This window comes from Serratia sp. YWN4 (assembly GCF_055790845.1).
Map to the genome: position 1 here is coordinate 1,702,228 of NZ_CM147696.1, position 24,360 is coordinate 1,726,587.

Annotated in this window: 24 protein-coding genes and 2 pseudogenes; 16 read left to right on the forward strand and 10 right to left on the reverse strand. The window is 52.8% G+C overall.

Going from position 1 to position 24,360, the window contains the following annotated elements:
* Positions 1 to 16: 16 nt before the first annotated feature.
* Positions 17 to 1,048, forward strand: coding sequence for an IS630 family transposase (locus ACX9GT_RS07995; RefSeq protein WP_473187389.1), 1,032 nt, complete (start codon positions 17 to 19; stop codon positions 1,046 to 1,048).
* 183 nt (positions 1,049 to 1,231) lie between these two features.
* Here ACX9GT_RS07995 and ACX9GT_RS08000 read toward each other — a convergent pair whose 3' ends face one another.
* A complete protein-coding gene (locus ACX9GT_RS08000) occupies positions 1,232 to 1,816 on the reverse strand; it encodes a hypothetical protein (protein WP_473190581.1) in 585 nt (194 codons plus the stop codon).
* A gap of 497 nt (positions 1,817 to 2,313) precedes the next feature.
* Between ACX9GT_RS08000 and ACX9GT_RS08005 the strand changes: the two genes are divergently transcribed.
* The 4 genes from ACX9GT_RS08005 (at position 2,314) to ACX9GT_RS08020 (ending at position 6,350) form a co-directional block, all read left to right on the forward strand.
* Positions 2,314 to 3,612, forward strand: coding sequence for an SLC13 family permease (locus ACX9GT_RS08005; RefSeq protein ID WP_473190582.1), 1,299 nt, complete (start codon positions 2,314 to 2,316; stop codon positions 3,610 to 3,612).
* A gap of 18 nt (positions 3,613 to 3,630) precedes the next feature.
* Complete coding sequence (locus ACX9GT_RS08010) at positions 3,631 to 4,506, forward strand: oxygenase MpaB family protein (protein WP_473190583.1); 876 nt, start codon at positions 3,631 to 3,633, stop codon at positions 4,504 to 4,506.
* Positions 4,507 to 4,598: 92 nt separating this feature from the next.
* The gene (locus ACX9GT_RS08015; RefSeq protein WP_473190584.1) at positions 4,599 to 5,702 is read left to right on the forward strand and encodes a suppressor of fused domain protein; all 1,104 of its coding nucleotides are present in this window, start codon (positions 4,599 to 4,601) and stop codon (positions 5,700 to 5,702) included.
* A gap of 120 nt (positions 5,703 to 5,822) precedes the next feature.
* Positions 5,823 to 6,350, forward strand: coding sequence for a cysteine hydrolase family protein (locus tag ACX9GT_RS08020; protein ID WP_473190585.1), 528 nt, complete (start codon positions 5,823 to 5,825; stop codon positions 6,348 to 6,350).
* A gap of 74 nt (positions 6,351 to 6,424) precedes the next feature.
* Here the strand turns inward: ACX9GT_RS08020 and ACX9GT_RS08025 are convergent, their stop codons facing one another.
* Together ACX9GT_RS08025 and ACX9GT_RS08030 are read right to left on the reverse strand one after the other, a co-directional pair.
* Complete coding sequence (locus ACX9GT_RS08025; protein WP_473191534.1) at positions 6,425 to 7,714, reverse strand: MFS transporter; 1,290 nt, start codon at positions 7,712 to 7,714, stop codon at positions 6,425 to 6,427.
* Positions 7,715 to 8,016: 302 nt separating this feature from the next.
* Entirely contained in the window at positions 8,017 to 8,922 is a 906-nt protein-coding gene (locus ACX9GT_RS08030) for a GntR family transcriptional regulator (protein WP_473190586.1), read from the reverse strand.
* A gap of 145 nt (positions 8,923 to 9,067) precedes the next feature.
* Between ACX9GT_RS08030 and ACX9GT_RS08035 the strand changes: the two genes are divergently transcribed.
* The gene (locus ACX9GT_RS08035; protein WP_473190587.1) at positions 9,068 to 10,093 is read left to right on the forward strand and encodes a zinc-binding alcohol dehydrogenase family protein; all 1,026 of its coding nucleotides are present in this window, start codon (positions 9,068 to 9,070) and stop codon (positions 10,091 to 10,093) included.
* Positions 10,094 to 10,127: 34 nt separating this feature from the next.
* Positions 10,128 to 11,585, forward strand: coding sequence for a tagaturonate reductase (locus ACX9GT_RS08040; protein WP_473190588.1), 1,458 nt, complete (start codon positions 10,128 to 10,130; stop codon positions 11,583 to 11,585).
* A gap of 109 nt (positions 11,586 to 11,694) precedes the next feature.
* Here ACX9GT_RS08040 and ACX9GT_RS08045 read toward each other — a convergent pair whose 3' ends face one another.
* Positions 11,695 to 13,053 carry a pectate lyase family protein gene (locus tag ACX9GT_RS08045; RefSeq protein ID WP_473190589.1) on the reverse strand — a complete coding sequence of 453 codons (1,359 nt, stop codon included), beginning with the start codon at positions 13,051 to 13,053 and terminating at the stop codon, positions 11,695 to 11,697.
* 638 nt (positions 13,054 to 13,691) lie between these two features.
* Here ACX9GT_RS08045 and ACX9GT_RS08050 point away from each other — a divergent pair.
* Positions 13,692 to 14,156, forward strand: coding sequence for a YehS family protein (locus tag ACX9GT_RS08050; protein WP_473190590.1), 465 nt, complete (start codon positions 13,692 to 13,694; stop codon positions 14,154 to 14,156).
* Between the two features lie 187 nt (positions 14,157 to 14,343).
* Positions 14,344 to 15,282 (forward strand): cation diffusion facilitator family transporter, encoded by a 939-nt coding sequence (locus tag ACX9GT_RS08055; protein ID WP_473190591.1) that lies wholly within the window; start codon positions 14,344 to 14,346, stop codon positions 15,280 to 15,282.
* Here the strand turns inward: ACX9GT_RS08055 and ACX9GT_RS08060 are convergent.
* The 3 genes and pseudogenes from ACX9GT_RS08060 to ACX9GT_RS08070 form a co-directional block, all read right to left on the reverse strand.
* Positions 15,257 to 15,796: a GNAT family N-acetyltransferase gene (locus ACX9GT_RS08060; RefSeq protein WP_473190592.1), complete on the reverse strand. Its 540-nt coding sequence runs from the start codon at positions 15,794 to 15,796 to the stop codon at positions 15,257 to 15,259. The genes ACX9GT_RS08055 and ACX9GT_RS08060 overlap by 26 nt on opposite strands.
* 31 nt (positions 15,797 to 15,827) lie before the next feature.
* Positions 15,828 to 15,986 carry a DUF4865 family protein gene (locus ACX9GT_RS08065; protein WP_473191535.1) on the reverse strand — a complete coding sequence of 53 codons (159 nt, stop codon included), beginning with the start codon at positions 15,984 to 15,986 and terminating at the stop codon, positions 15,828 to 15,830.
* Between the two features lie 8 nt (positions 15,987 to 15,994).
* Positions 15,995 to 16,138: pseudogene (locus ACX9GT_RS08070) on the reverse strand (hypothetical protein); the annotation flags it as partial.
* A gap of 53 nt (positions 16,139 to 16,191) precedes the next feature.
* Here ACX9GT_RS08070 and ACX9GT_RS08075 point away from each other — a divergent pair.
* Positions 16,192 to 16,392, forward strand: a pseudogene (locus ACX9GT_RS08075) (LysR substrate-binding domain-containing protein); the annotation flags it as partial.
* Positions 16,393 to 16,404: 12 nt separating this feature from the next.
* Here the strand turns inward: ACX9GT_RS08075 and sseA are convergent.
* A complete protein-coding gene (sseA, locus tag ACX9GT_RS08080; RefSeq protein ID WP_473190593.1) occupies positions 16,405 to 17,250 on the reverse strand; it encodes a 3-mercaptopyruvate sulfurtransferase in 846 nt (281 codons plus the stop codon).
* Between the two features lie 115 nt (positions 17,251 to 17,365).
* Here sseA and ACX9GT_RS08085 point away from each other — a divergent pair, with 115 nt between their 5' ends.
* Positions 17,366 to 17,785, forward strand: a complete 420-nt coding sequence (locus ACX9GT_RS08085; protein ID WP_473190594.1) for an NUDIX hydrolase — start codon at positions 17,366 to 17,368, stop codon at positions 17,783 to 17,785.
* Here ACX9GT_RS08085 and ACX9GT_RS08090 read toward each other — a convergent pair.
* Positions 17,782 to 18,282, reverse strand: coding sequence for a 2-thiouracil desulfurase family protein (locus tag ACX9GT_RS08090; protein WP_473190595.1), 501 nt, complete (start codon positions 18,280 to 18,282; stop codon positions 17,782 to 17,784). The genes ACX9GT_RS08085 and ACX9GT_RS08090 overlap by 4 nt on opposite strands.
* Positions 18,283 to 18,316: 34 nt before the next feature.
* Positions 18,317 to 19,774 carry an aminotransferase-like domain-containing protein gene (locus tag ACX9GT_RS08095; RefSeq protein WP_473190596.1) on the reverse strand — a complete coding sequence of 486 codons (1,458 nt, stop codon included), beginning with the start codon at positions 19,772 to 19,774 and terminating at the stop codon, positions 18,317 to 18,319.
* 175 nt (positions 19,775 to 19,949) lie between these two features.
* On the opposite strand from ACX9GT_RS08095, the gene ACX9GT_RS08100 reads away from it, so the two are divergent.
* From ACX9GT_RS08100 to osmF, 5 genes are all read left to right on the forward strand, one after another.
* On the forward strand, positions 19,950 to 20,138 hold the full coding sequence (locus tag ACX9GT_RS08100) for a DUF1127 domain-containing protein (RefSeq protein ID WP_473190597.1): 189 nt from the start codon (positions 19,950 to 19,952) through the stop codon (positions 20,136 to 20,138).
* A 252-nt stretch (positions 20,139 to 20,390) separates the two neighbouring features.
* Complete coding sequence (locus ACX9GT_RS08105; RefSeq protein WP_473190598.1) at positions 20,391 to 21,524, forward strand: Gfo/Idh/MocA family protein; 1,134 nt, start codon at positions 20,391 to 20,393, stop codon at positions 21,522 to 21,524.
* A 40-nt stretch (positions 21,525 to 21,564) separates the two neighbouring features.
* A complete protein-coding gene (locus ACX9GT_RS08110; protein ID WP_473190599.1) occupies positions 21,565 to 22,233 on the forward strand; it encodes a cell envelope integrity TolA C-terminal domain-containing protein in 669 nt (222 codons plus the stop codon).
* A 95-nt stretch (positions 22,234 to 22,328) separates the two neighbouring features.
* A complete protein-coding gene (locus ACX9GT_RS08115; RefSeq protein WP_473190600.1) occupies positions 22,329 to 23,378 on the forward strand; it encodes a fatty acid desaturase in 1,050 nt (349 codons plus the stop codon).
* Between the two features lie 14 nt (positions 23,379 to 23,392).
* The gene (osmF, locus tag ACX9GT_RS08120; protein WP_473190601.1) at positions 23,393 to 24,316 is read left to right on the forward strand and encodes a glycine betaine ABC transporter substrate-binding protein OsmF; all 924 of its coding nucleotides are present in this window, start codon (positions 23,393 to 23,395) and stop codon (positions 24,314 to 24,316) included.
* Positions 24,317 to 24,360: the final 44 nt, after the last annotated feature.

Sequence of the window (24,360 nt, forward strand, 5' to 3'; positions counted from 1 at the left end):
ATCATGCTTTCATCCCATGAAGATATTTATCACCGCTGAGCAAAAAATCGAACTCGAACGCCGGCATGATTCCAGCCGGGACAAACACGTTTGCGATCGTATTAAAGCCGTACTTCTCGCCTCCGAAGGTTGGAGTTCGGTCATGATTGCTCAGGCTCTGCGCCTGCATCAGACCACTGTTGACCACCATATCAGCGAATATCTGAATAAAGGGAAGTTGAAACCCGAAAATGGTGGCTCTGATGGCATGCTCAGCACAGAAAAAACCGAACAGCTTATCAGCCACTTAACTCAACATTTATTCCATCATACTGTCCAGATTGTGGCCTACGTGGCACAAAAATGGGGTGTCATATACAGCGTCCCAGGAATGAACAAATGGCTGCACCGGCATGGCTTCAGCTATAAGAAACCCTCAGGCGTACCCCATAAATTCAGTGAAGAGAAACAGCAACAGTTCATTGAATATTATGAAGAATTAAAAGTTGCCACGAGAGGTGAACCGATCCTTTTTCTGGATGCAGTGCATCCGACTCAGGCGACAAAACTGAGCTTCGGCTGGATAAAAAAAGGGGAAAAAAAGACTGTTGAAACAACAGGAAGCCGTACTCGGATGAACATTCTGGGCGCGCTGGATCTGAATGATGCTGCCCATCCAGTCATTCATGATTACGAAACGATTAATGAATACACTATCTGTCAATTTTTCAATGAGATAAGAACATGTTATCCCGACTATAAGCAGCCAATTCATATTATTCTGGATGGCGCGGGGTATAACAAAACAAACCTGGTCAAAGATTGGGCATTTGTCTGCAATATAAAATTGCATTCCCTGCCACCTTACAGCCCCAACTTGAATCCCATAGAACGGTTATGGAAGCTGATGCACGAATGTGCAAGGAACAACCGTTACTTTGCCAGTAAGCCTGATTTCCGAACGGCTATATTTAACTTTTTTACGACAACGCTCCCTGAGATGGCGGGTTCATTATCGTCCCGGCTGAATGACAATTTTCAGGTGCTAAAGCAAGCGTCTTCAAGTTAATCGGGTATAGCATGGGCTACTTTAGGTAAAAGGGGAATAAGAGCATGGCTACTTGGCAGCGTCAGGTTATTACGCTGGGTGAGGCGAGAGCCTTTACGCCAGCGGTAAAGCACTCTTCATCTATATAGCCTGCACGTAATTTTATCTGACCTTGGCGGTGGCGTGTTGGCCTGCTTAATAACGCTATTGTAGCGGAAAACATTTTTTCACGATGAAATTCAGAATCTTACTCTCGTTTTCAAGCATATTATTGGGGATGGTTTTTAAAAGCTCCTCTTTCTCTTTGGTTCTTACAAAGAATAGCGAGGTGTTTGAGAAGAAAGAAGGGGTTACCAGATAAATAGAAACACCCTCGTTGTACAGCTCCATGTAGTTGCTACCGAAAAGTGATTTTTTCTTTATGATCTCAGTGTATTTTTTAGTTAGAGTGGTACTGAGAATACCAAAGTAATCACTTTTAAATTGCATTTGTAACGCGACTAAATTCTTATTCTGATCAAACAAAACATAAACATTTCCGAGGTCTTCAAAAACGATGTCTTTACGTACATCTTTGTGATCGTTAGGCATTTCTTTGTAGATGTTACCTTTCAGCTCTTTATTAAAACCTATTTTTACGGCATTAGGGTGAGTTTCCTTATACGAATCCTCCGTTGTCTGACCAAACTTCACCGTAAGTGTGCCTGTACTGACTGCACTTGCGTAGCCACAAAAAAGGTAACTTAAGAAGATGAGTAAAAGGGAACTTGAAAAAAGCCTAACATTCATAATCAAATCCTATGGTTATAATGAAATTTAATTAATCCTTATCTATTTTTGGAGGCGGTGCAGTCAGAATGTTTGATACCACCAGTTCCACTATTTGGTTTTTAACTGTCCTATTACTTCGATTTAATCTGCTATACATTCTCCATTAAGTGATATTACTGACTAATGCTTTCAGTCTAAGATGATTATCTTTTGTCTGAATGAGCGTATCTATTTAGTTACGTTGGCACTAAAGATAGAGTGCTGTCAATATGGGATGTCTGAAAGAGCATTACTCGGTGCCTGGTAACTTTTTTAATAATATTCTGATTGATTTCAGCGTCTAAATATTCCTTACGATAACCACTTGAGGTGCGCTAAAAATGGCGGCAACCATATTAATATGAATCAGTATGGCTCGTTGAATTGTGAGCGTCTTCACCAAACAGCCCTTGTCCTTGTGTGAATATACAACCTATTGATAACAAAAGAACAACGTTAAACAGGGAGTAACGGGCATGATGTGGCATCCAATGGGAGTTTCTGCGTTGGTTACCCTGGTGGTGATCGCGCTGTGGGCGACGTCCCGTTTGCCTGAATACCTGGTGGCTCTGCTGTTTTTTGCCGCGGTAATGTTGTTACAACTGGCACCGGCCGGTGTGGTGTTTTCCGGCTTTGCCTCTTCGGCATTTTGGCTGGTGCTGAGCGGGTTTATTTTGGGCACCGCCATTCGCTCCACCGGGTTGGCCGATCGGCTTGCCAACCGCATTTTGCCTCATCTGGCCGGTTCCTGGTTACGTTTGGTGGGCGGCGTGGTGGCGATCAGCTATGCGCTGGCGTTTGTCATGCCATCGAATATGGGGCGCATTACCCTGCTGATGCCGATCGTTATGGCGTTGGCGGAGCGCGCCGGGCTGGCGGAAGGCTCACGTGGCCGTTTTGGTTTGGCACTGGCGGTGGGTTTTGGCACTTTTCAACTGTCTGCCAGCATCTTGCCTGCCAACGTGCCTAATCTGGTGATGAGCGGGGCGGCAGAAAGCGCCTTCGGTATTCACTTCACCTATATTGCCTATCTGATGCTGCACGCGCCCATACTTGGAATCGCAAAGGGCGTGCTGCTGACGCTGTGTATCTGCTGGCTGTTCCGTGCTACCCCGCAGAAAGTGGAGAAAATGCCGGAGCAGGCTGCGCTCAGCGCGGCGGAATGGCGGTTAATCCTGTTGCTGTTGGCCACGGTACTGCTGTGGCTCACCGATCGCTGGCATGATATTGCCCCGGCCTGGGTTGGCCTGGCCGCTGCCTGTTTTTGTTTGTTACCGCGCATCGGTTTCCTGACCGGTGAGCAATTTGCGGCCGGGGTCAACATCCGCACCTGTATTTATGTGGCGGGGATCCTCGGGCTGACGGCGCTGGTGAGCCATTCCGGGCTGGGCGATTGGTTAGGGAATGCGTTGCTGAGCGTGATGCCGCAAAATCCGGATCGACCATTTGTCGCCTTTGCGTCACTGATTGGCATCACCACCATGCTGAATTTTGTTGTGACGGCCAACGGTGTGCCCGCCTTGTTCACCCCATTGGCGCAGGTGCTGGCGGATGGCAGCGGCCTGCCGTTGATCACGGTGCTGATGACGCAGGTGATCGGTTACGCTACGCCGCTGCTGCCGTATCAGGCATCGCCGATCGTGGTGGCGATGGGCATGGGTAAAGTGCCGCCGCGTGAAGGATTGAAGCTGTGCCTGCTGCTGGCGGCGTTGACCTTTGGGCTGCTGGTGCCGCTGGATTACCTGTGGTTCAGATTATTGGGCTGGATGGGCTGAACAGAGAAGGGTGGTGGGATGGAAATGCTACGCGCTGCGATTGAAAAACAGGTGCTCAGCCTGACCGGGCTGGCACTCGGCGGAGTCGATTTTGAGAACCCGCGCGGCGATCCAGGGCTGTTTGGCCCGCAGTCGGTGACCTGGCAGGTCCACAGCGACTTCACCTCAATGCTGTGCGGTGGCGTCAGCGCGCTGCTGCTACAGATGCTGCATCCGCTGGCGTTGGCCGGAGTCTGGGATCACTCCAATTTCCGCGAGGATATGCTGGGCCGCCTGCGCCGCACCAGCCAGTTTATCTCTGTCACCACGTTTGGCCCGACGGCGGAGGCCGAACGCCTGATCGCCAAGGTTAAAGCCATCCATTTGCAGGTCAAGGGCGCGGATAGCCGTGGTGAACCCTATGCTGCCAGCGATCCCTATTTGCTGACCTGGGTGCATGTGGCAGAAAGCAGCCGTTTTCTGGCTTCACACCTGCGTTACCGCAATCCGCATCTTTCCCTCACTAAACAGGATGAGTATTACCGCGAAGCAGCCCGCGTCGCCGAAGCCTTGGGGGCGCGTGAGGTTCCTACTTCATGCGCGGCGGTGGCCGATTATCTGCAACAGATGCGCCCGCAGCTGGTCTGTGATGAACGTACCCTGGAGGTGGCACGTATTCTGTTGGCGGCACCGGCTCCCAGTGCGCTGGCGCGGCCGTTTGGTGCTTTGGTGATGCAGGCGGGCATCGATCTGTTGCCCGATTGGGCGCAGCAGCAGTTGGGGTACAATCCGGGGAATCTAAAACGGCGGCTGGTACGCGTTGGGGCCAGCGGTGTCGGGCGGGTGTTACGTGCTGCGGTGCGCAATGGTGCTTATCAGCGGGCGATGCGGCGGATGGCGAAAACGGCGGGTTAACGCGCCATCTCGGCCAGCAGAATCTGTGCCACACCGCTATATTTGGGTATAGTGCGCAGCATTATTCTGCGCCGTAATCTGATTGAGGTGATATGAACGAGTCAACCCTACTTGCTGAAGTGAGTAATGAGAACCAGACACTGGTCGCGGTGGTTCAGCAAGACAGTCGTGCCGCCTATTTTTATATCTACCCCACGGAAGAACAGGCGGAGCGTTTTCAGGTGCGGGCCTGCTGGCTGCGCAACCTGGGCCTTGCTCCCTTGCAGGAAGATCGCGCTGCGCTGGAAGCCGGGCTGCCACCGATGCTGGCCGCTGAGTATTGCCGCAATCCGGCCGGGGAAGCGCCGCTGGAGGCAGAAGGGCTGACGGTGATCTGGGCGGAAAGCGATGATGGTGCCGCATTGTGGTATCACGGCCAACTGCTGGCGGTGATACCCGGTTGGAGCCTGTATATCGATCACTCAGTATGCTATTCCGCCAGTTGTATCAAAGAAAGCGCGCTGGCCTACCCGCTGGGCTGTGCCTCGACCAATACCCAATATGCGCTGGCGGATAATACCCGGCAGTTCTGGCGCAGTTGGCAGCGTGAAGAGGGCAACCCGTGGCCGAAAATGCAAAGTGAGTATCAGGCGCGTTACGCACAGCATTTTGGCCCTTCGGTGAAGTATTACGCTATCGATCAGGGCAAGTGGCCGCCGATGGCCATCACCCAGCATGAGCGCGACGGTATTTACTATTTTCTGACCATCGGGGTCAGCATCCGGCCGATGCCGTGGGTGGAGATCCTGTTCAATGACGATGCCTCACAGTATCGCCGCATGGAAATGGGTATCGCCATTGATGGGCAGTATCTGACCGAAGAGTATGCCATTCAGATGGCCAGTGCGCTGGCAGGTTTTGCGCATGTGCCTTGGGCGAAGCTCACCTGGTTCGGCGAAGGGCATACGCTGGTGTCTGAAGTGGCTCCGCTGGGTTATGAAGGCTATGTGCTTTCTTCCTCGTTTTACCCTGACAATGGGCGTTTGGTGCTACCGCAGCAGTATGGCGATCCGGTGAATATCTTTTGGGCCAGCCCGGTGTTTGCCACTGAACGTGAACGGGCGCAGGCCACCCCGAACGGCGGGTACGAACTGGTGAACAAACTGCGTGAACAAGGGGTTGACCATATTTTCCGCCCGCGGCAACCGCTGGCGTGATCGTCTGAAGCGTAAGAATCACCAGATAAGCCACCCGCCTGAGTGCCGGTGGTTTTTTTCTTTCTGGCCGATCGTGATTTGGCATAGTATGAGGCGGGCATAAAACTAACGGAGAGGGTCATGAAATCAGCGCTGTTGATTATTGATGTGCAGAAAGGATTGTTTGTACCGCCACCGGCAGAAGCCGATGCGGTCATCGCGCGAATTAACCAATTGAGCGAACGCGCCCGCCAGGCTGGGGTGCCGGTGATTTTTATTCAGCACCAGACCGCGCATGATGAACTGCTGCATGGCAGCGACGCGTGGCAAATTCACCCCGATTTGCAGGTGCAAGCCAGCGATCATCGCATAGATAAAACCACGCCGGATTCATTCCTGCGCACTCATCTGGGCAAACTATTGATTGCCAACGGCGTGATGCAACTGGTGATCTGCGGCTATTCCACCGAGTTCTGCGTCGATACCACCACCCGCCGCGCCGCTGGGCTGGGGTATCCGGTGGTGCTGGCGGCAGATGCGCACACCAGCCACGACAAACCGCACGCCAGCGGGTTGCAAATCCGCGCCCATCACAACGCCACGCTGTCGAATATTCAAAGTTTTGGCATTCCGATCCGCGCGGTTGCGGCAGAAGAGATCTGTTTCTGATGATCGGTAACGGGCCTGAACGGCCCGTTTAAATTGCCGCAGTGCGGTGGTGTGAACCGAAGATAATGACCTTATCAGGCCGCTTTGTCGGTAATCGGCTGTTTGACAATAAACACATAAGACAGCGCGCCGATAAGGGTCACGCAGGAACAGATGGTTAAAGCCAGGCTGAATGAATGGGTAGTATCCAGTATCCAGCCGGTGACCACCGGGGCGAACGAGGCGAACACAAAGCTGGCAAAGTTCTGAATGCTGCCCACCGAAGCGGTCATGCGTGAAGTGACCGCCACGTGGATCAGCCCCCAACAGGATGTTCCGGCAAAGTGGATGCAGAACAGTGCCATGCTGATCAGGGCTACGGCGCTGGTGGTGGTGGTCGCCTGAGCCACGATTGAGGTAAACGCGGCGGACAACAGCATACCGGCGACGATACAGATTTTGCGGCTTTTGAGCGGTGCCATGCCACGGCGCACCAGGAAATCGGTGACGAACCCGTTAGACAGCATGCCTGCGGCACCAAACAGGAATGGGATCGCCGCCAGCATACCGGTGCTTTTCAGATCCAGATGGTAAGTGGTTTGCAGATAACCCGGCAACCAGGCCAGATACAGCCAGGCGGTATAGTTGATACCGCTAAAACCGATCATCATCCCCCACATGGTGCGGTTCCTGAACAGTGAACGCCACTCCTTGAAGTTCATCGGTTCACGGCCTGCGCTGACGCTGCCAGCATTAAGATAGTTTTGCTCCTGCTCACTCAAATTGATGTCTTGGCGGTTGCGGTACAGCATGTACCAGCCAATGGACAGCGCAATCCCCATTACACCGATGGTGATGAACATGCCACGCCAGCCGAGCAGCAGCATCATGGCGGTGAGGATCGGTGGGCTGATGGCCAATCCGATGGTGGAAGCCGAGTTGAAAATACCCATCGGCATACCGCGATCTTTGATGTTGAACCAATCGTTAATGACTTTTACGCCGCACGGGTTCATTGGCGCTTCGCCGATGCCGAGGCCGATACGCACCCAGATAAACTGGGTGAAGTTATGGATCATCCCAGAGAAGGTTTGGAACAGCGACCAGACGAACATCCCGAGGCCGAGCATAATGCGTGGCCCTTTGCGATCCAGCAGCGGCCCGCAGGGCAGTTGTGCAATGCCATAAGCCAGTGAAAAAGCCGAGAGCAGCAGGCCGATTTCCGTGCCGCTCAGGCCCATTTCTTCGCGGATCGTGGAGTTCGCCACGGAAAGTGAACTGCGATCGAGGAAATTAATTACCGCCGCAAGAAATAAAAGAATCATCGCGGTAGTCTGGATTTTTTTAATTCTTGCCGAACGCGCTATTATTCCGCCAAGTGGCATCGGGTGAATGGAATCGGCATAATTCTCCTCCTGTTCCTTTCCATGGCTGATGGTGTTTATTTTTTCCATTCTTTTTTTCTCCGGCATTCCACATTAATAATATTTATTATTCCTGGGTATGAGCCAGGATAATTTGTAGGGTGACAGCAGTCTTGTTAGCCTTGCGAAAATAAGCCTAGGTGGCGAGAATGTTCGGCGGTGATTTTTTTAATCGGTTCCGTGCGGCAGTTATAATTTTCCTGTTTTTTATCGGTTTTAAATACCGTTTTAAGGTGTTTTTTATCGATAAAAAACAGAAAATTTTAGACAGCATTCTGCTGGATAGAACGAATCATCGACTGTTTGGCCGTATCGAGGTGGCGGTGCAACTCGCGGGCGGCATCCTGATCGCTGCGGCAGATCAGCGCGCTTAAAATAGCCATATGTTCTTCAATCGCAATGATATTGCGTTGTTTGAGATCGGTTTCATCCCACTGGTAGTGAAAGTGGAAGATCACTGAAATGATCTCCAGCGACTGGTTGAAGAAAGGGTTATTGGCCGCAGACAGGATCAGACCATGGAAATCCCGATCCAGCTCGGAGAACAGCCGGTAATTATCGCTGATGGTGTCACGTAACTGACGGTGGCGGCTCAGCAGTTCTTTGGCTTGCAGCCAGCGTTCATCCTGGGCAGGCAGGTTGATAAAGCGCGATAGGGCGTGGGTTTCCAGCATCTGGCGCAGTTCAAAAAGCTGCTCGGCGTAGTTCTGATCGAGCTTTTTCATGCACCATTGGCCGCGCCGCACGTTGTCGATCAGATTGTAGCGGCTAAAGCGCAGCAGGAATTCCCTGACCACCATCGGGCTGACGTTGACCGTGCGTGAAAGTTGCAGTTCGGTGAATGAATCACCAGCACGCAACTGTTTCTGGTTGATCATCTGAAAGAAGGCTTTCTCAAACGCCTTGACCTGCTCCTCCAGCGATTGGCTCGTGCAGTCGAAACCGTCCTCTGCCAGGGGCATCCGCAGGATCACATAGTTATCGTTGACCTTCTCCAGCACGCCCTGCTGGTAGAGATGTGTCAACGTGTGGCGCACCGTGGTGCGGCTGATGTTGTACATCTCCGCCAGCGCGGCCTGGGAGGGCAGCGGCGATCGGATATGCCCTCTGATGATGCCGTCGAGCATCTGGTTCACCACGTTCTGTCTCAGGTTCTGGGTTCTGCTCATGTTTTTTCTCAAAGGAAGGTTTTTTACGCATTTAAAACCAATTTAAACCGGTTTATTTTGTGCTGACTCACAAATATTCGTTGTCAGGCAACCGTTGTCCCTGTTTTTCATTGATAACAGCTGGCATATCACAGGAGAGCAAATCATGGCCACAATGAGTACGTTAGTTTGTCAGGAACCGACCAAGCTGGTTTATCAACAACGGCCGATCCCGCAACCCGCCCCGCACGAAGCGGTGCTGAAAGTGATCACGGTAGGTATTTGCGGCACGGATATCCATGCCTGGTCGGGCCAACAACCTTTCTTCAGCTACCCACGGGTGCTGGGCCATGAAATCTGCGGTGAAATTGTCAGCGTTGGTGGCAGCGTCAGCGGGTTGCAGATTGGGCAGCGTGTGGCGGTGATCCCCTATGTTTCCTGCCAGCACTGCGGTGCCTGCAACAGCGGCAGGCCCAACTGCTGCGAAAATATTTCGGTGATCGGCGTTCATCAGGACGGTGGTTTCAGTGAATATCTCAGCGTGCCGGTGAGCAATCTGCTGGCGGTGGATGATGTGGAGCCGGAAGCGGCGGCGCTGATTGAGCCTTTTTCCATCAGTGCCCATGCGCTGCGGCGTGCAGCGGTAGTGCAGGGCGATCATCTGCTGGTGGTGGGCGCGGGGCCGATCGGGCTGGGCGTGGCGGCAATCGCCAAGGCGGACGGGGCAAAAGTGGTGGTGGCGGATACCAGCGCGCAACGCCGTGCCCATGTAGAGCAGGTGCTTGGGCTGACCACGTTGAACCCGGCAGACAGCGGCTTTGAAGCGGCCTTGCGGGCGCAGTTTGATGGCATGTTGGCGGCAAAAATCATTGATGCCACCGGCAATCAGCAGGCGATGAACCACAGCGTCAACCTGATCCGCCACGGCGGCAGTATTACCTTTGTCGGTTTATTTAAAGGGGACTTGCAATTCTCTGACCCGGAGTTCCATAAAAAAGAAACCACCATGATGGGCAGTCGTAATGCCACTAAAGAAGATTTCGTTAAAGTGGGGCGACTCATGGCGGCAGGGAAAATAACGGCAAAAATGATGCTTTCCCACCAGTTTGACTTTGCCACTTTGGCAGAAAAATACGAAGTAGACGTGATTAATAATAAACAACTGATTAAAGGCGTTATTCGCTTTAGCTAACTTTAACTCTATTTTACTGGATGCAGGAGCCATCATGAAACAATTAAATCGCAGTGAATACCCTGGCGCACACTATCCCGATCGTATTATTCAGTTTGGCGAAGGTAACTTTTTACGTGCCTTTATCGACTGGCAAATTGATTTATTGAATGAACACACCGGCCTGAATGCCGGTGTAGTGGTGGTGCGCCCGATCGATAGCGATCAGCCTCCTTCGCTGAATACCCAAGATGGCTTGTACACCACTATTATTCGTGGGCTGAATGAGCAGGGCGAGGCAGTTTGCGAACCGCGCCTGATTCGCTCCGTCAACCGTGAAATAAACGTTTATCAGGACTATACCGGTTATCTGGCGCTGGCGCGTGACCCGGCGATCCGCTTTGTGTTCTCCAACACCACGGAAGCGGGCATCGCTTATCTGCCGCAAGACCGCTTGGAGGATGCGCCCGCGGCCAGTTTCCCGGCTAAATTGACGCGTTTGCTGTATGAGCGTTTCAGCCATTTCGCCGGTGCCGCTGACAAAGGCTGGGTGCTGCTGCCGTGCGAACTGATCGACTATAACGGTGAAACGCTGAAAGAGTATGTGCTGCGCTATGCGCAACAGTGGGAACTGCCGCAGGCGTTTAGCGACTGGCTGAATGAGTGCAATACCTTCTGTTCCACTTTGGTGGACCGCATCGTGACCGGTTATCCGCGCGGTGAAGAGGAGCAATTGCAGCAGCAGTTGGGCTATCAGGATCGCTTCCTGGATACGGCTGAGCATTTCTATCTGTTCGTGATTCAGGGGCCGCAGTGGTTGGCGAAAGAGCTGCACTTGGATCAGCTCGATTTGAATGTGCATATCGTTGACGACATCAAGCCGTACAAAGAGCGCAAAGTGGCGATCCTCAACGGCGCGCACACCGCGCTGGTGCCGGTAGCGTTCCTCGCCGGGCTGAATACCGTGGGTGAAGCCATGAGCGACACGCAGGTCGGTGATTTTGTGGCACGCACTATTGCCGAAGAGATCATGCCGGTGCTCGATTTGCCACAGGAAGAACTGCGGCCGTTTGCCGAAGCGGTGCAGAACCGTTTCCGTAACCCGTTCATTCAGCACCAACTGCTATCTATTGCGCTGAACGGGATGACCAAGTTCCGCACGCGTATCCTGCCGCAGTTATTGGCTGGCCAGCAGAAGAACGGCGTGCTGCCAAAGCGGCTGACTTTTGCGTTTGCGGCGTTGATCGCGTTTTACCGTGGTGAACGGCAACTGGGCAACTATCCGCTACAGGATGATGCTCATTGGCTGGAGCGCTATGCCACGCTGTGGGCCGGGGTTGCACACCGCGATATCCAACTAACCACTTTGGTGGAAACCGTGTTGGCCGATGAGAATCACTGGGAGCAAAACCTCAATGCGGTGCCGGGCCTGACCGCTGCCGTGACCGCCAATCTGCGGGTAATTCTGGAAGACGGGATGCGCACCGCGCTGTACGGCCTCGACAAGAATTAATCGGTACTTCTAAAACAGGAAATGGCGTTTAACGTCATTTCCTGTTGGTTATATCCTTATTTTTCTGCAAAGCCGGTTTTATTACCGCTGAGCAGCTTTTCCGATCGGTTTAATAACTCGTACGCAACCAATCCTGACGATCCCATATCAGGATACCTGCACCCGCGCCGTTGATTGGGCTATTCAGCCGGTTAACGATCGCAGGAACGTATTCTGGATGATATTCATATGGCAGAGAGGTGAAACCATTCCAGGCGAATGGAATGATTGGCGCTTGATTTGGGCCCAATGGGCTATCTGGATCATCGCTGCTGCCATTAAATTGCAGATCACCCAATATATACATGATGTTTTCCGCTTTGATTTTGCCGGTATAAGCGGGAGGAGTGCCTGACTGTTGGTTATTGCGTAAGGGGTAGCGAACACCATTGATGTAGGATTGTTCAATCAAGAGGGCACCACCTTCTGTCGACAGTGAGCCGTTGCTAATCACATCAAAGTGGAAACCTTCGGCTGCAATGAGCGCTGCCGCCTCTGGTGGAATACGATTCTTCACCTCCCAGTTGCTCGAACACTCCATCATAATATTGAAAGCGTGTGCATTACCCGCACGTAAACGCGGCATACGATCCTGCGCATTGTGGTAGTAGTTGTGGTGCAACGTCAGTTGCAGAGCTGCATTGCTGGCCTCCATGGGATTGGCACCAACAAGGTGGGCTTTTTTATGCCCTTGTACTACCGCAGCAATATCCACTTGAGAGATACCCTGCTTGCGAATGAAATCGTACATCGGATATTGAGGACGGTTAGCCTCCATTGCGCTGAGTTGTTGTCTAACCCAACCGTTTGCAGCCCCATCGTCACTCTTGAACATTGACCAGGAAATCGTGACACCGGAAGTCCCTGCTTTCATGTCTACAATACCGTCGTAGGCTTTGTGGAATGTGCAATGGTCTATCCAGACCTTATTATCTTCCTGAAGGGTGATATAGTCCCAATCCTGCTCATCATAATCCCCTCTGGTTTTTTCATCCCACTCCCAGAGTTCGTTAAATTCAAGGTTTCGAACAATCACATTATTGCTGCGTCTAATATCTAAGGCTGCATGTTTTATCGTGGCGCCGTTGGCTGAGAAGATAGTGAGGCCATTTTTAAAATCATCGATATAGATTTTAGTCACCCCGGTTCGGATAAGGACGGGATGGGTCAATGGCGCTTTGTGCGATACCATCTTGCTGCCAGCGACTACTTTCACCTCCTCTGGGATCTCGTTCCAACCCAGATCCAGGTCATTCATGATTTCGATAACTTTATATCGGTTCTGCCCCCTAATGGCCGTAGCAAAATCCAGGGCGCTATACACTTTTATATAGGCAGGATCTGTTTCTGGGATCACCCCTCCACCTGTATTACCATAAGCAAAGCCAGTCAGGTTATATTCTTGTGCTCCAGCAAAGGTATCATTCATTAGTAAATCATCCTTATTTAAATAAAAGATATATGATCAGGCTAATTATTAGGCATGCCTACCGATGCTTGTTCATTACTGCATTACCGATAGCGATGCCAAAATTGATTATAGTCAGCGATGAAAAATGGGTATGAATTTCACCAATTTATTTTTGAGTTTATTAACTCATAAAAATAGCTGGGTTAATCGGGTTGAAAATGGTTGACTAATAATAATTCGAACGGGTTTTATTCCGGTTTAAATATGGCTTCGTTTCAAAAAAAATGAAACCAGGCGTTGAGGTTATCAGGTGGATTGATATTAATGATGAGCCTCCAATGATTATTTTAGGTTCAGCCAGAGAAACGGGTTTCTATTAATTAATGACTATTATTAGTCAAGACGAAAAGATTAAAAACGAGTGTTAGCTCAAGCTATTTAACAAACAACGCTATGGCTTCTCTGGGTATCGATCTCGGTAAGCCTGCCTTCCACGTGCATTAGCCGGGGGGCGCAAAAGCATTAATTCTCATCGGCCAGCCGATATTGGCCGGTGGAAATCCGATTGAGAAACCCCCGCCGGATCCCTATACTGCCGCACATGTAAGGTGTAGCAACATCTACACCTCCCCGGTTGATAAGCTAAAGGCAATTCCATGATCAATAATGATGTGCTGCGCAGCGTGCGCTACATGCTGAGTATTAACGATGCGAAGATGGTTGAGATCGTCAAACTGGACGGTTTTGACGTCAGCGCGGCAGCCATGGCGGCCTACCTGATCAAAGAGGGCGAACCGGGTTTTGAGCAATGTCCAGACGAAGTGATGGCCCATTTCCTTAATGGCCTGGTGTTCTTCAAACGCGGCAAGGACGACAAATTCCCTGCGCCTGAGGTAGAACTGCCGATCACCAACAATCTGGTGCTGAAAAAACTGCGCGTGGCGTTTGAGCTGAAAGATATCGATCTGCACCAGATTTTCACCGCGGTGGAGTTCCGTATTTCCAAGCCGGAGCTGAGCGCACTGTTCCGCAAACAAGGCACTAAAAATTATCGTCCGTGCGGCGATCAGATGCTGCGTTATTTCCTGAAGGGGTTAACCCAACGCATACGCGGCGCGTAACTTTCCGCATTGCTACATCAAGCGCCTTCATTGAGGGCGTTTTTTTTGCCCGTTCACCGCTTGCCCTGTCTTTTGCGCGCTTAGGTTTTGTGGATCATACTCTGTACGATACCGGTTCAATTCTGGGCTTGATGAGTTGGGCAATGGGTAGGACATCGTCTGATGACTGTGGAATTAAGATAATAATATGACAACTGCGCCAGCGGATATTCAGCAAAAACTACACAGCACTGAAATCGAACAAAAAATCCTTAAGCGATCAATTTACTGCACGCTATTTATTGCCAGCGCAGGCATTGTGTTTGGCATTGTCTGCGGTTCCATGTCGATTGTTTTTGACGGCATGTTTTCTGCACTGGATGCCGGTATGTGTTCATTATCGCTGCTGGTATCGCGCCTGCTCGGGCAGCCCTACAGCCGCCGTTTTCAGTATGGATTCTGGCATGTTGAGCCGCTGGTGTTAGCGTTTAACGGTAGCTTGCTGACCCTGCTGTGCCTGTACGCCTTCGTGAACGCCATCAAAGGGATTGCCGACGGCGGGCGCGAACTGGAATTGGGCTGGGCGATGGTATATGCCGTCACCGTCAGTATTTTCTGTTTCACGCTCTATTTTAAACAGCGTCGGCTGAATAAAAAGGTGCAGTCAGAACTGATTGCGTTGGATACCAAAAGCTGGTTGATGTCGGCCTGTATCAGTTCCGCGCTGTTGGTGGCATTTATTTTTACCTGGCTGATGGAAGGCACCCGCTACGAATACCTGAACGTGTATACCGATCCCTTTGCGCTGGCGGTGTTGACCCTGGTACTGATCCCAATCCCGATACAAACGGTCAGATCTGCGGTAAGAGAAGTGTTGCAGATGACCCCCGACAGCCTCGACTGCAAAATCGAAGCCATTATGGCGCAGCTGACGTTGGAATATGGCTTTCTGGATTATTCTAACTACGCCACGCGCATGGGGCGCGGGCTGTTTATTGAGATCCACATCGTGGTTCCCGAAAGTATGGAAGACAGCGGAATATACAAGTTTGATCAAATCCGCGACAAGATTGCCGATGCCATCGGCGAAGATGGCCCGCACCGCTGGCTGACCATCTCTTTTACCCAAGATCCGAAGTGGCTGTGAGTGGCAGCGTCTTGGCCATATACCAGAGTTCCACCGACTGACTGGCGGTGGTAAAACGATTCTCGCCAACGATCGCCATCCCTTGCCGTTGATAAAAGCGCTGAGCGGAAACGTTGGTTTTCAGTACATCCAGCCAGAGTATTTTTTGCTGACTTTCAATCGCTCGCCGTTGTACTTCGGTATATAAACGCTCGCCATAACCGCGCCCGGCGAATCCCAGCAGGAAATAGATTTTCTGTAGTTCCGCGCCGCGGGTGGCGGTTGCCGCCAGCGGGCTGTCGAGGTTCAGCCGGGCGAAGCCCACTGGGGTTTCTTCTTCATAAGCCAGTAACCAGCAAACCTGCTTATCCTGCAAGGTATTGGTCAGCGCGGTGACGGAAAAATCTTTGGCGAGAAAATCTTCCATTTCGCTCTGGCTATGCCAAAGCGCGCCGAAATGGGCAATATAACTGGCGATACCGATCTCGCGCACGGTGGTTAAATCAGCAAGCTGTGCCTGACGGACAGTGAACATAAGCGTATCCATACCAAGGAAGAGAGGGGAATTATACCCTCGAGTTCACCTCATGGAACAGCGCGGTGGTATCCAACGGCGCAGAGATATGCCCCACCGCGTAGCACTGCGTTTGCGCATTGCTCTGCTGTGGCCGTTGGGGCCACAGATGGAAACTGACCAACTGCCAGTGTGCCGGATCGAACGCCACAATGCTGGCTAAGGCCAATGGATTAGCCTGTTGCTGTGCGCGCAACAGGGCGAGATCGCTATAAGCGGCAATCGGCAGGACTCCAGCGTGGCATAACGGGCCTCGGCGAGGTTTTCTGGCACCATCTTCACCACCCAGGGCAGCCAATGGCTAACCTGCGGCCAACCAAATGCCTGGCTGACTCCTCTGAAGCCGTTGCCGGTGAGGAAATTGGGCGGCGGTCAGCGCCGGATTGGGCGTCACGGTACGTACCGATGCCGGGTTGCCACCGGGGTTGGCCCGCTTGGCACCCGAAGCACTGCCCGCGCTACAGCAGATTGGCGTGAAACTACATCGGGCCGAGGAACAGCCGGATGATGCCATCCGGCAATTGGCGCAGATTATTATTGAGCGATTACGCGAGTAAGTTAAGCATCACCTAGTCTTGGGCGATGGGTTGGTTGCCGCTCAGCAAACCCCATTCGCTCCAGGCACCGTCATACAATTTCACCTGATGGGCATCCAGCGACTGTAAACCCAATGCCAGCACGGCGGCGGTAACGCCAGAACCGCAACTGACGATGATCGGCGCGGTGATATCCACGCCTTTCTCGAGGAAGGTTTTTTTAAGCGCTGCCAGTGATTTGAAGCGGCCATCTTCCAGCAGATCGCCATACGGAATATTGATGCTGCCGGGAATGTGCCCACGGTGCAAACCGGGGCGGGGTTCCGGGGCTTGGGCATGAAAACGCGGTGCTGCGCGGGCGTCGAGGATCTGCACTTTATCCTGCATGGCCTGCTCAACCTGCTGCATATTGACCACCGCCTCGACGTTAAAGTGGGCGTTGAAGGTGGCAGGTTTGGGCTCGGCCGCGCCGGTTGCCAGCTCGTTGCCACGGGCAACCCAGCCGTTTAAACCTTGGTCCAATACGTAAACGTTCTGCGCACCAAAGTTGCGGAATGTCCACCAGCCGCGCGGCGCGGAGAACTGGTTGCCTTCATCGTAGAAAACAATGGTGTGTTGTTCGCTGATACCCAGCTTAGCGGCTGCGGCGCTGAATTCCTCCGCCGTTGGCAGCATATGGGGCAACGAAGTATTTTTATCGGCCACGTTATCAATATCGAAATAGACCGCGCCAGAAATGTGGCCGCGTGCAAATTCGGCCAGCATATCCTTTTTGGGCACCAGGCCGACCGGAGACATACGGACGTCGACCACCACCAGATTTTCATCGTTAATATGTTGTTCAAGCCACTGCGCAGTCACCAAAAATGGAGAGTTCATTGTTGTTATCCGCCTGTTATCAAATCGGGTTTTTACTATACACCAGCGCCAAGGCGACATGTGCAAGATGAAGAGGATATGATGTTTATGGGGAGAAATTTGAGGGTAAATGCGGATGATTGACCACGACTTTGGCGGCGCAAAAATCGCGCTGCTGTGCGGCGAGGGCGTGCTGGTATATCAGCGTGACGAAAAGCCCGGTATTCCGTGGCCCGGCTGCTGGGATCTGCCCGGCGGCGGGCGCGAAGGAGAAGAAACGCCGTTGCAGTGCGTGCAGCGAGAAACCCTGGAAGAGTTCGGTATTCGGCTTTCAGCACGCCAGATTCTGTGGCAACAACGTTACGCCGGGATCCACCCCGGCTATCCACCCACCTGGTTTATGATTGGTAAAATCACGCTAACGCAGATCGCCGCTATCCGTTTCGGTGACGAGGGGCAACGTTGGCAAATGATGCCCATGACCGAATTTGTGCAGCATCCACAGGGCATCGCCCATTTGCGCCAGCGGCTGGCGGACTATCTGGCACAACGTTAGGCGTGTTCAACTGCCTCAACGCGGGCGATCAACATTTCAACCTGATGTTCGGAAAACACCTCAATGCCGTTCTGGCGCAACAATTCTGCGGTAACACCGCTACCGGGCTGTGTCTGGCCGCCGAATGAACCGTCATAAATCGTCTGGCTGCCGCAGGAAGGGCTGCGATCGCTGAGCAGCGCAAAGCGGCAATGGTGCAGGCGCGCGGTATCCAGCGCCAGATGCGCCCCCAGCAGATAGGGTTCGGTCACATCGTTGCCGCCAGCGTCAATCACGCTGGCCCGGCGAGCAATCACTTCAGCACCGTTAGCTGCGGCGGCAATTTCAGCCGGTGGGCGCGGTGTGGAAAAGCCCGCCGCCAGTTCGGGGCAGCAAACCACCAACCGCCCTTCCTGCTGCCAGCGTTCCAGCGTGGAATTGACCAGCGTTTTATGGGATGCGTTATAACGCACCTTGAAACCGGCCAGGCAAGCACTGACTAAGATCTTGGGTTGCATACTGATCTCCCGGTAAGAAAATGGTGATAATTTTTCACTCTGGCGCACTGAAGTCCACTTGTTTTACGGGCTCGGACTGGCTCTGCATAATCTGTGCGATGGTCATACCAATCTGTTTCACCGCGCGTTCAACGTCAGCGGTCAGTTTTTGTGCGTAGTTGATGCGCAGGCAGTTACGGTATTTGCCTGCGGCGGAAAAAATACTGCCGACGGCAATTTGCACTCCTTTATCTTCCAGATAGCGGTTGAGGCGCAGGGTATCAAATTCCTCATGCAGTTCGATCCACAGCATAAACCCGCCTCGCGGCTGGCTGACGCGGGTACCGGCGGGGAAGTATTGGGTGATCCAGCAGGTCATCAGATCGCGGTTTTGCTGATAGCGGATACGCATGCGGCGCAGGTGCTGCATGTAGTGGCCGTGACGGATAAATTCGGCAATCGCCAGTTGCGGCTGAGTGGCCGTTGCACCGGTGCCGATATATTTCATGTGCAGCACGCGTTCAAGGTAGCGGCCAGGGGCGATCCAGCCAATGCGTAAGCCGGGGGCCAGCGTTTTGGAAAACGAACTGCACAGCAGCACCCGCCCGTCATCGTCGAAAGATTTGATGGTGCGCGGCCGAGGGTAGCTGTAGGCAATGTCGCCATACACGTCATCTTCGATAATCGCCACGTCGTAACACTGTGCCAGCCTCAACAGGCACTTTTTACGGGCATCCGGCATGATGTAACCCAGCGGGTTGTTACAGTTCGGGGTCAGCAGGATCACTTTCACCGGCCACTGTTCCAAGGCCATCTCCAAGGCTTCCAGGCTGATGCCGGTCAGGGGATCGGTCGGGATCTCCAGCGCTTTTATACCCAAGCCTTTCAACGTTTGCATGGTGCCGTGATAACAAGGGGAGTCGACCGCAACGATATCCCCGGCTTGGCAAATGGCGCGCAACCCGGCGGAAATCGCTTCTTGGCAGCCGGTGGTGATTATCAGTTGTTCAGCATCAAGCTGGCAGCCGGAATCCAGCAGCAGGCGGGCGATCTGCTCGCGCAGGCTGGCTACACCTTGAATGTTGTCGTAATACAAACTGCGCAAGTCGCCGTGGCGGGCGGTGTTGCTCAGCGCCTTAAGCAGTGGTTTGAGCGTGGGTTCGCTGACGTCTGGCATCCCGCGCCCCAGTTGCACCAGATCGCTGCGCGGCTCGTTACGGATCAGCTCCAGCACCTGCTCCCATTGCGAGATATCCACCGGGCGCTGCGCCGGGCGGCTCACCGCAGGCAGTTCTGCGATCAGATGCGGCCTGCGTACGAAGTAGCCTGATTTTGCTCGTGGCTCAACCAACTGGTGCTCTTCGAGCAGGCGATAAGCCTGCTGCACGGTGCTGATACTGACGCCGTGCTCCAGGCTGAGCGTGCGTACCGAAGGCAAGCGCTCGCCTGCGGCATACAGCCCTTGTTCGATGCGTTGTCTGAGAATGGCGGCCAGGGTGGCGTAGCGTGTCATACAGATTTCCAGAATTACGTTAACCAGCAAAAAACCGGTACAGATGGTTTTAAAATAGACCATTCAGCGGCCTGAAAACAGCCTTTGTATGGAAAAAATACCACTTTGTTGAATCTGTATTCTTTTCGGCTGGCATTGCATCATCAACCCAGGTGATAAACATAGGGAGATCATAATGATGACAATATCTGTCGAATGCCAACCCGCTCAACGCAAGGCGTTATGGCGCTGGTTACAATCTTGTCTGCAACGTCACCAGACACGCCGAGCGCTGCTGCTCTTGAGCGATGAGCAGTTGGCTGATATTGGCCTAAGCCGGGCGCAGGCACGGCATGAAGGGCGTAAACCTTTTTGGCGTAAATGAGGGATATCGATTAACGCTTTTGTCACCAACACCAGGGTCTCTATCGCATAATTTGAAATAAATATTCTGCCTTGCTTTGCAAGACTAAATTCACTGTTACATCAAAGTCGGCAGCGTTCTATGAACGCTATCACGGATATGAGGTTAACTTTGCTGCGGGCTTGTTATTGAAATTTAAATTTCATATATATAAATATAAGAAAATTAATTCCATTAATGTGGCGTCAGCGAAGAGTGGCCCAGGAGAAAGCGATGAAACAGGTGCGCGTTGGATTGATTGGCACCGGCTATATTGGCCGGTGCCATGCTATTGCCTATGCCCAGGTAAATACGGTGTTCCCGTTGAAAGGGGAACTGGTGCTGGAGATGTTGGCAGAGGTCACACCCGAACTGGCTGCACAACGGGCGGCGGAGTTTGGCTTTTCACGCTCAACCGCCGACTGGCGCGAGCTGGTGGCCGATCCTGCCATTGACGTGGTGGATATCTGTGCGCCGAACTTCCTGCATAAAGAGATGGCGCTGGCCGCTATTCGCCACGGCAAACATGTGTACTGCGAAAAGCCGCTGGCGCTGAATGCGCAAGATGCCGCTGAAATGGAGCAGGCGGCACGGGCCAAAGGGGTAAAAACCCTGGTCGGTTTCAACTATATGAAAAACCCGACCAGCCAGTTGGCGCGGGAGATTATTGCCAACGGCGAGATCGGTGAAGTGGTGCATTTCTACGGAACCCATAATGAGGATTATTTGGCCGATCCACGCACGCCGATCGACTGGCACTGTCGCAAGGCCAGCGCCGGGTTGGGGGCGCTGGGCGATCTGGCGGCGCATATCGTCAATATGGCGCATTATCTGGTGGGGGAGATTGTGGCGGTTTCCGGCGATCTGCACACCTTCATCAAACAGCGGCCTGACCCTAAAAACCCGGCAGTGCTGTGTGATGTGGAAAACGAAGATCAGGCCAGTGCGCTGGTGCGCTTCGCCAACGGCGCGATGGGCACGATAGAAACTTCGCGCATTGCCTGCGGGCGCAAAATGGGCCTGAGCTATGTGGTCACCGGCACCAAAGGCACGCTGAGTTTTACCCAGGAACGGATGGCGGAGCTGAAACTGTACCGGCACGATGAGCCAGCGGAACGCCAAGGGTTCAAAACTATTCTGGTGGGGCCGCAGCATCCGGATTACGCCGCATTCTGCATCAGCGCCGGGCACGGTATTGGTTTTAACGATCAGAAAACGGTCGAGATCCGCGATCTGGTTAACGGCATCGCCGCCGGGGAGAAAATGTGGCCAGATTTTGCCGAAGGTTGGAAAGTCTCCTGCGTGCTGGATGCGATCGCCGCTTCTGCCGAACAGCGCTGTTGGAAATTTTTGTCACAGTACCCATAATGTTTTATCGATTCTGTCAGATAAACAGGGATATAGCGACATGAACATCCGGTCATGTGTACTGGTTTTAGCATCACTATTTTTGCTCGCAGGTTGTGGGAATCGCTCTGAAAATCGGGAAATAGAGATTATTAACGGCACCAATTCGGCGCTATTGGGAAAAAGTTTTGTGCTTAGCCGCAAGCAGTGGTTAGAGGTTTCAGACACCCTTCAGCGTGACAGAAATGCCTTTATCATCATTACTTATGATGTTGATGATAAAGGGGCATTGCAAAACGTACGCATGATTGGCTCTGAACCTTCTGGCCAGTTCGGCGAATATATTGCGGCTTCAATGCGCCGGATGAGCTTCCCTGCTCATGCCGCGCAAAAGGAAAAAATCGTTAGAGTGAGTTTCCCTAAACAACCGAAAATACAGGCGATTGCCGATGATGTGACGGCGCTAAGCATCAATGTTCATGCGCAACAAATACAGTCGGCCATCACGGAGAAAATGTATTTACCCAAAAGTTATCAATCGAAAACCTGCACTATCAAACTACATTTGCTGCCGGATGGTTCACTGCAAGGTTTTGAGGTGCTCCAAGGAGATAAAGAATTATGCCAGGCGGCCAGTAACGCCGTACAACAGGCTGAGTTGCCGAGGATGAACCGTGAGCAAGATTACCTTGCTTTCAAAAATGTAGTGATCGAGTTTGCCCCGCGTTAGTTGCTGATTTTTAACTTTGCTTTGCCACTTTGGTTATTTTGCCCGTCGAACCGGTTCGCAGATACTGAGGGAAATCTCTCACTGCGAGCCGGAAAATGTCTTCAAATTACTCACACAGTGTTTATCTGCACGGCGCACAACGTACCTGGATCCAACAGCTTGCCCGGCAATGGTCTTGGCGGCTGGAACTGCCGACCTGGGGCATTATTGCGCTGGTGTATGGCAGTTGGTTTGGCGTGGTGCATTACTGGTCACTGCTGGGCCCCTGGTTGGGCACGCCGCTGCTGATTGTCGCCACCACCGGTTATATGTCGTTACAGCATGAGCTGATCCACGGCCACCCGACACGCTGGCCGCGCCTGAATCATCTGCTTGGCCTGCTGCCGCTGGCGGTGTGGTACCCCTACGGGCTGTATCGCGATTCCCATCTAAAACATCACCGTGATCAATATTTAACGCTGCCGGGAAACGATCCGGAAAGCTATTACTTCAGCCAGGCACGGTGGCAGCGCTGGCCAATATTGCTGCCGTTGCTGGCTAAGGCACGTAACACCCTGATTGGCAGAATAGTGCTTGGCCCGGCGCTGGACATTACATCCACGCTGATCAACGCGTTGAGAGCCATTCTGGCGGGGGATGTGCGTACTCTGGCGATGTGGCTGGTTCATGGCGCGCTGCTGGTGCCGATGTTGATCTGGTTGCAGGCTCAGGGTCTTTCTGCCGGGTTTTATCTGCTGGCGGTGAGTTATCCGGCGCTGGGCCTGACTAAGGTTAGATCGTTTTTTGAACATCGCGCGGTGGAAGCACCGCAGGCACGTTCTGTTATTAACGAGGCATCTTGGCCATGGCGCTTGCTGTTCCTCAATCTGAACTATCATTTAGTGCATCATGATTTACCTGGCTTGCCATGGTACGGATTGCGTAAAGTGTATCTGGCGGAGCAACAGGCTTACCGCCAGCGCAGCCAGGGGTTTGTGGTAGCGGGATATGGCGTGTGGTTGGCTGATTATGCCTTTACGCCGATCGCCGTTGAGGTGCATCCGTTTGCCGCTGCGGATTTGGCAGACGGCGAGCAGCGCGGCTGGCCAACGATATCACTCGCGCGCTGGGCCGGTGCTGCTCAGGATTTTCCAACCGATCATTAATCAGAGGAACAGGCATGGCGATTACCTCATTACGTGGACGTTTTCTGGCTTTGGCGCTGAGCTTGCTGACGGCGAGTGCAGCGCAAGCGGCGGATACGGTGCGCGTTGGCTCCAAGATTGATACCGAAGGATCGTTGCTCGGCAACATCATCGTGCAGGTGCTGGAAGCTAACGGCATCAAAACCACCAATAAACTGCAACTGGGCACCACCAAGGTGCTGCGCGGTGCCATCACCTCCGGCGAAATTGATATCTACCCCGAATATACCGGCAATGGGGCTTTCTTCTTCTCCGATGAAAAAGATCCGGCGTGGAAAGAGGCCAATGCCGGTTTTGAGAAGGTGAAGAAGCTCGATTACGACAACAATCATATCGTCTGGCTGGATGCCGCCCCGGCGAACAATACCTGGACCATTGCGGTCCGTCAGGACGTAGCGGAAGCTCATCATCTGCAAACCCTGGCGGATCTCAGCCAGTGGATCAACAGCGGCGGTAAGTTCAAACTGGCGGCATCGGCAGAGTTTATTGAGCGCCCGGATGCCTTACCGGCTTTCCAGAGCGCTTATGGCTTTAAGCTGACTCAGGATCAGTTATTGTCGCTGGCCGGTGGCGATACGGCGGTAACCATCAAGGCGGCGGCAGAGCAGACTTCGGGGGTGAATGCGGCGATGGCTTATGGCACCGACGGCCCGGTGGCGGCTTTGGGGCTGCAAACCCTGCAAGATCCAAAGGGTGTGCAGCCTATTTATGCACCGGCACCGATTATTCGTGAAGCCACGTTGCAAGAGCATGCCAATATTGCCGAGCTGTTGAAGCCGGTTTTCGCTACGCTGGATGGCCCAACGCTGCAAAAACTGAACGCGCAGATCGCCGTGGAAGGGCAGGATGCCAAACAGGTGGCGGCAAACTACCTTAAAGAGAAAGGGCTGATTAAATAGCCTTAACTCTTGGGAATTGGGGCCGGTAAAACGGCCCCAACGGG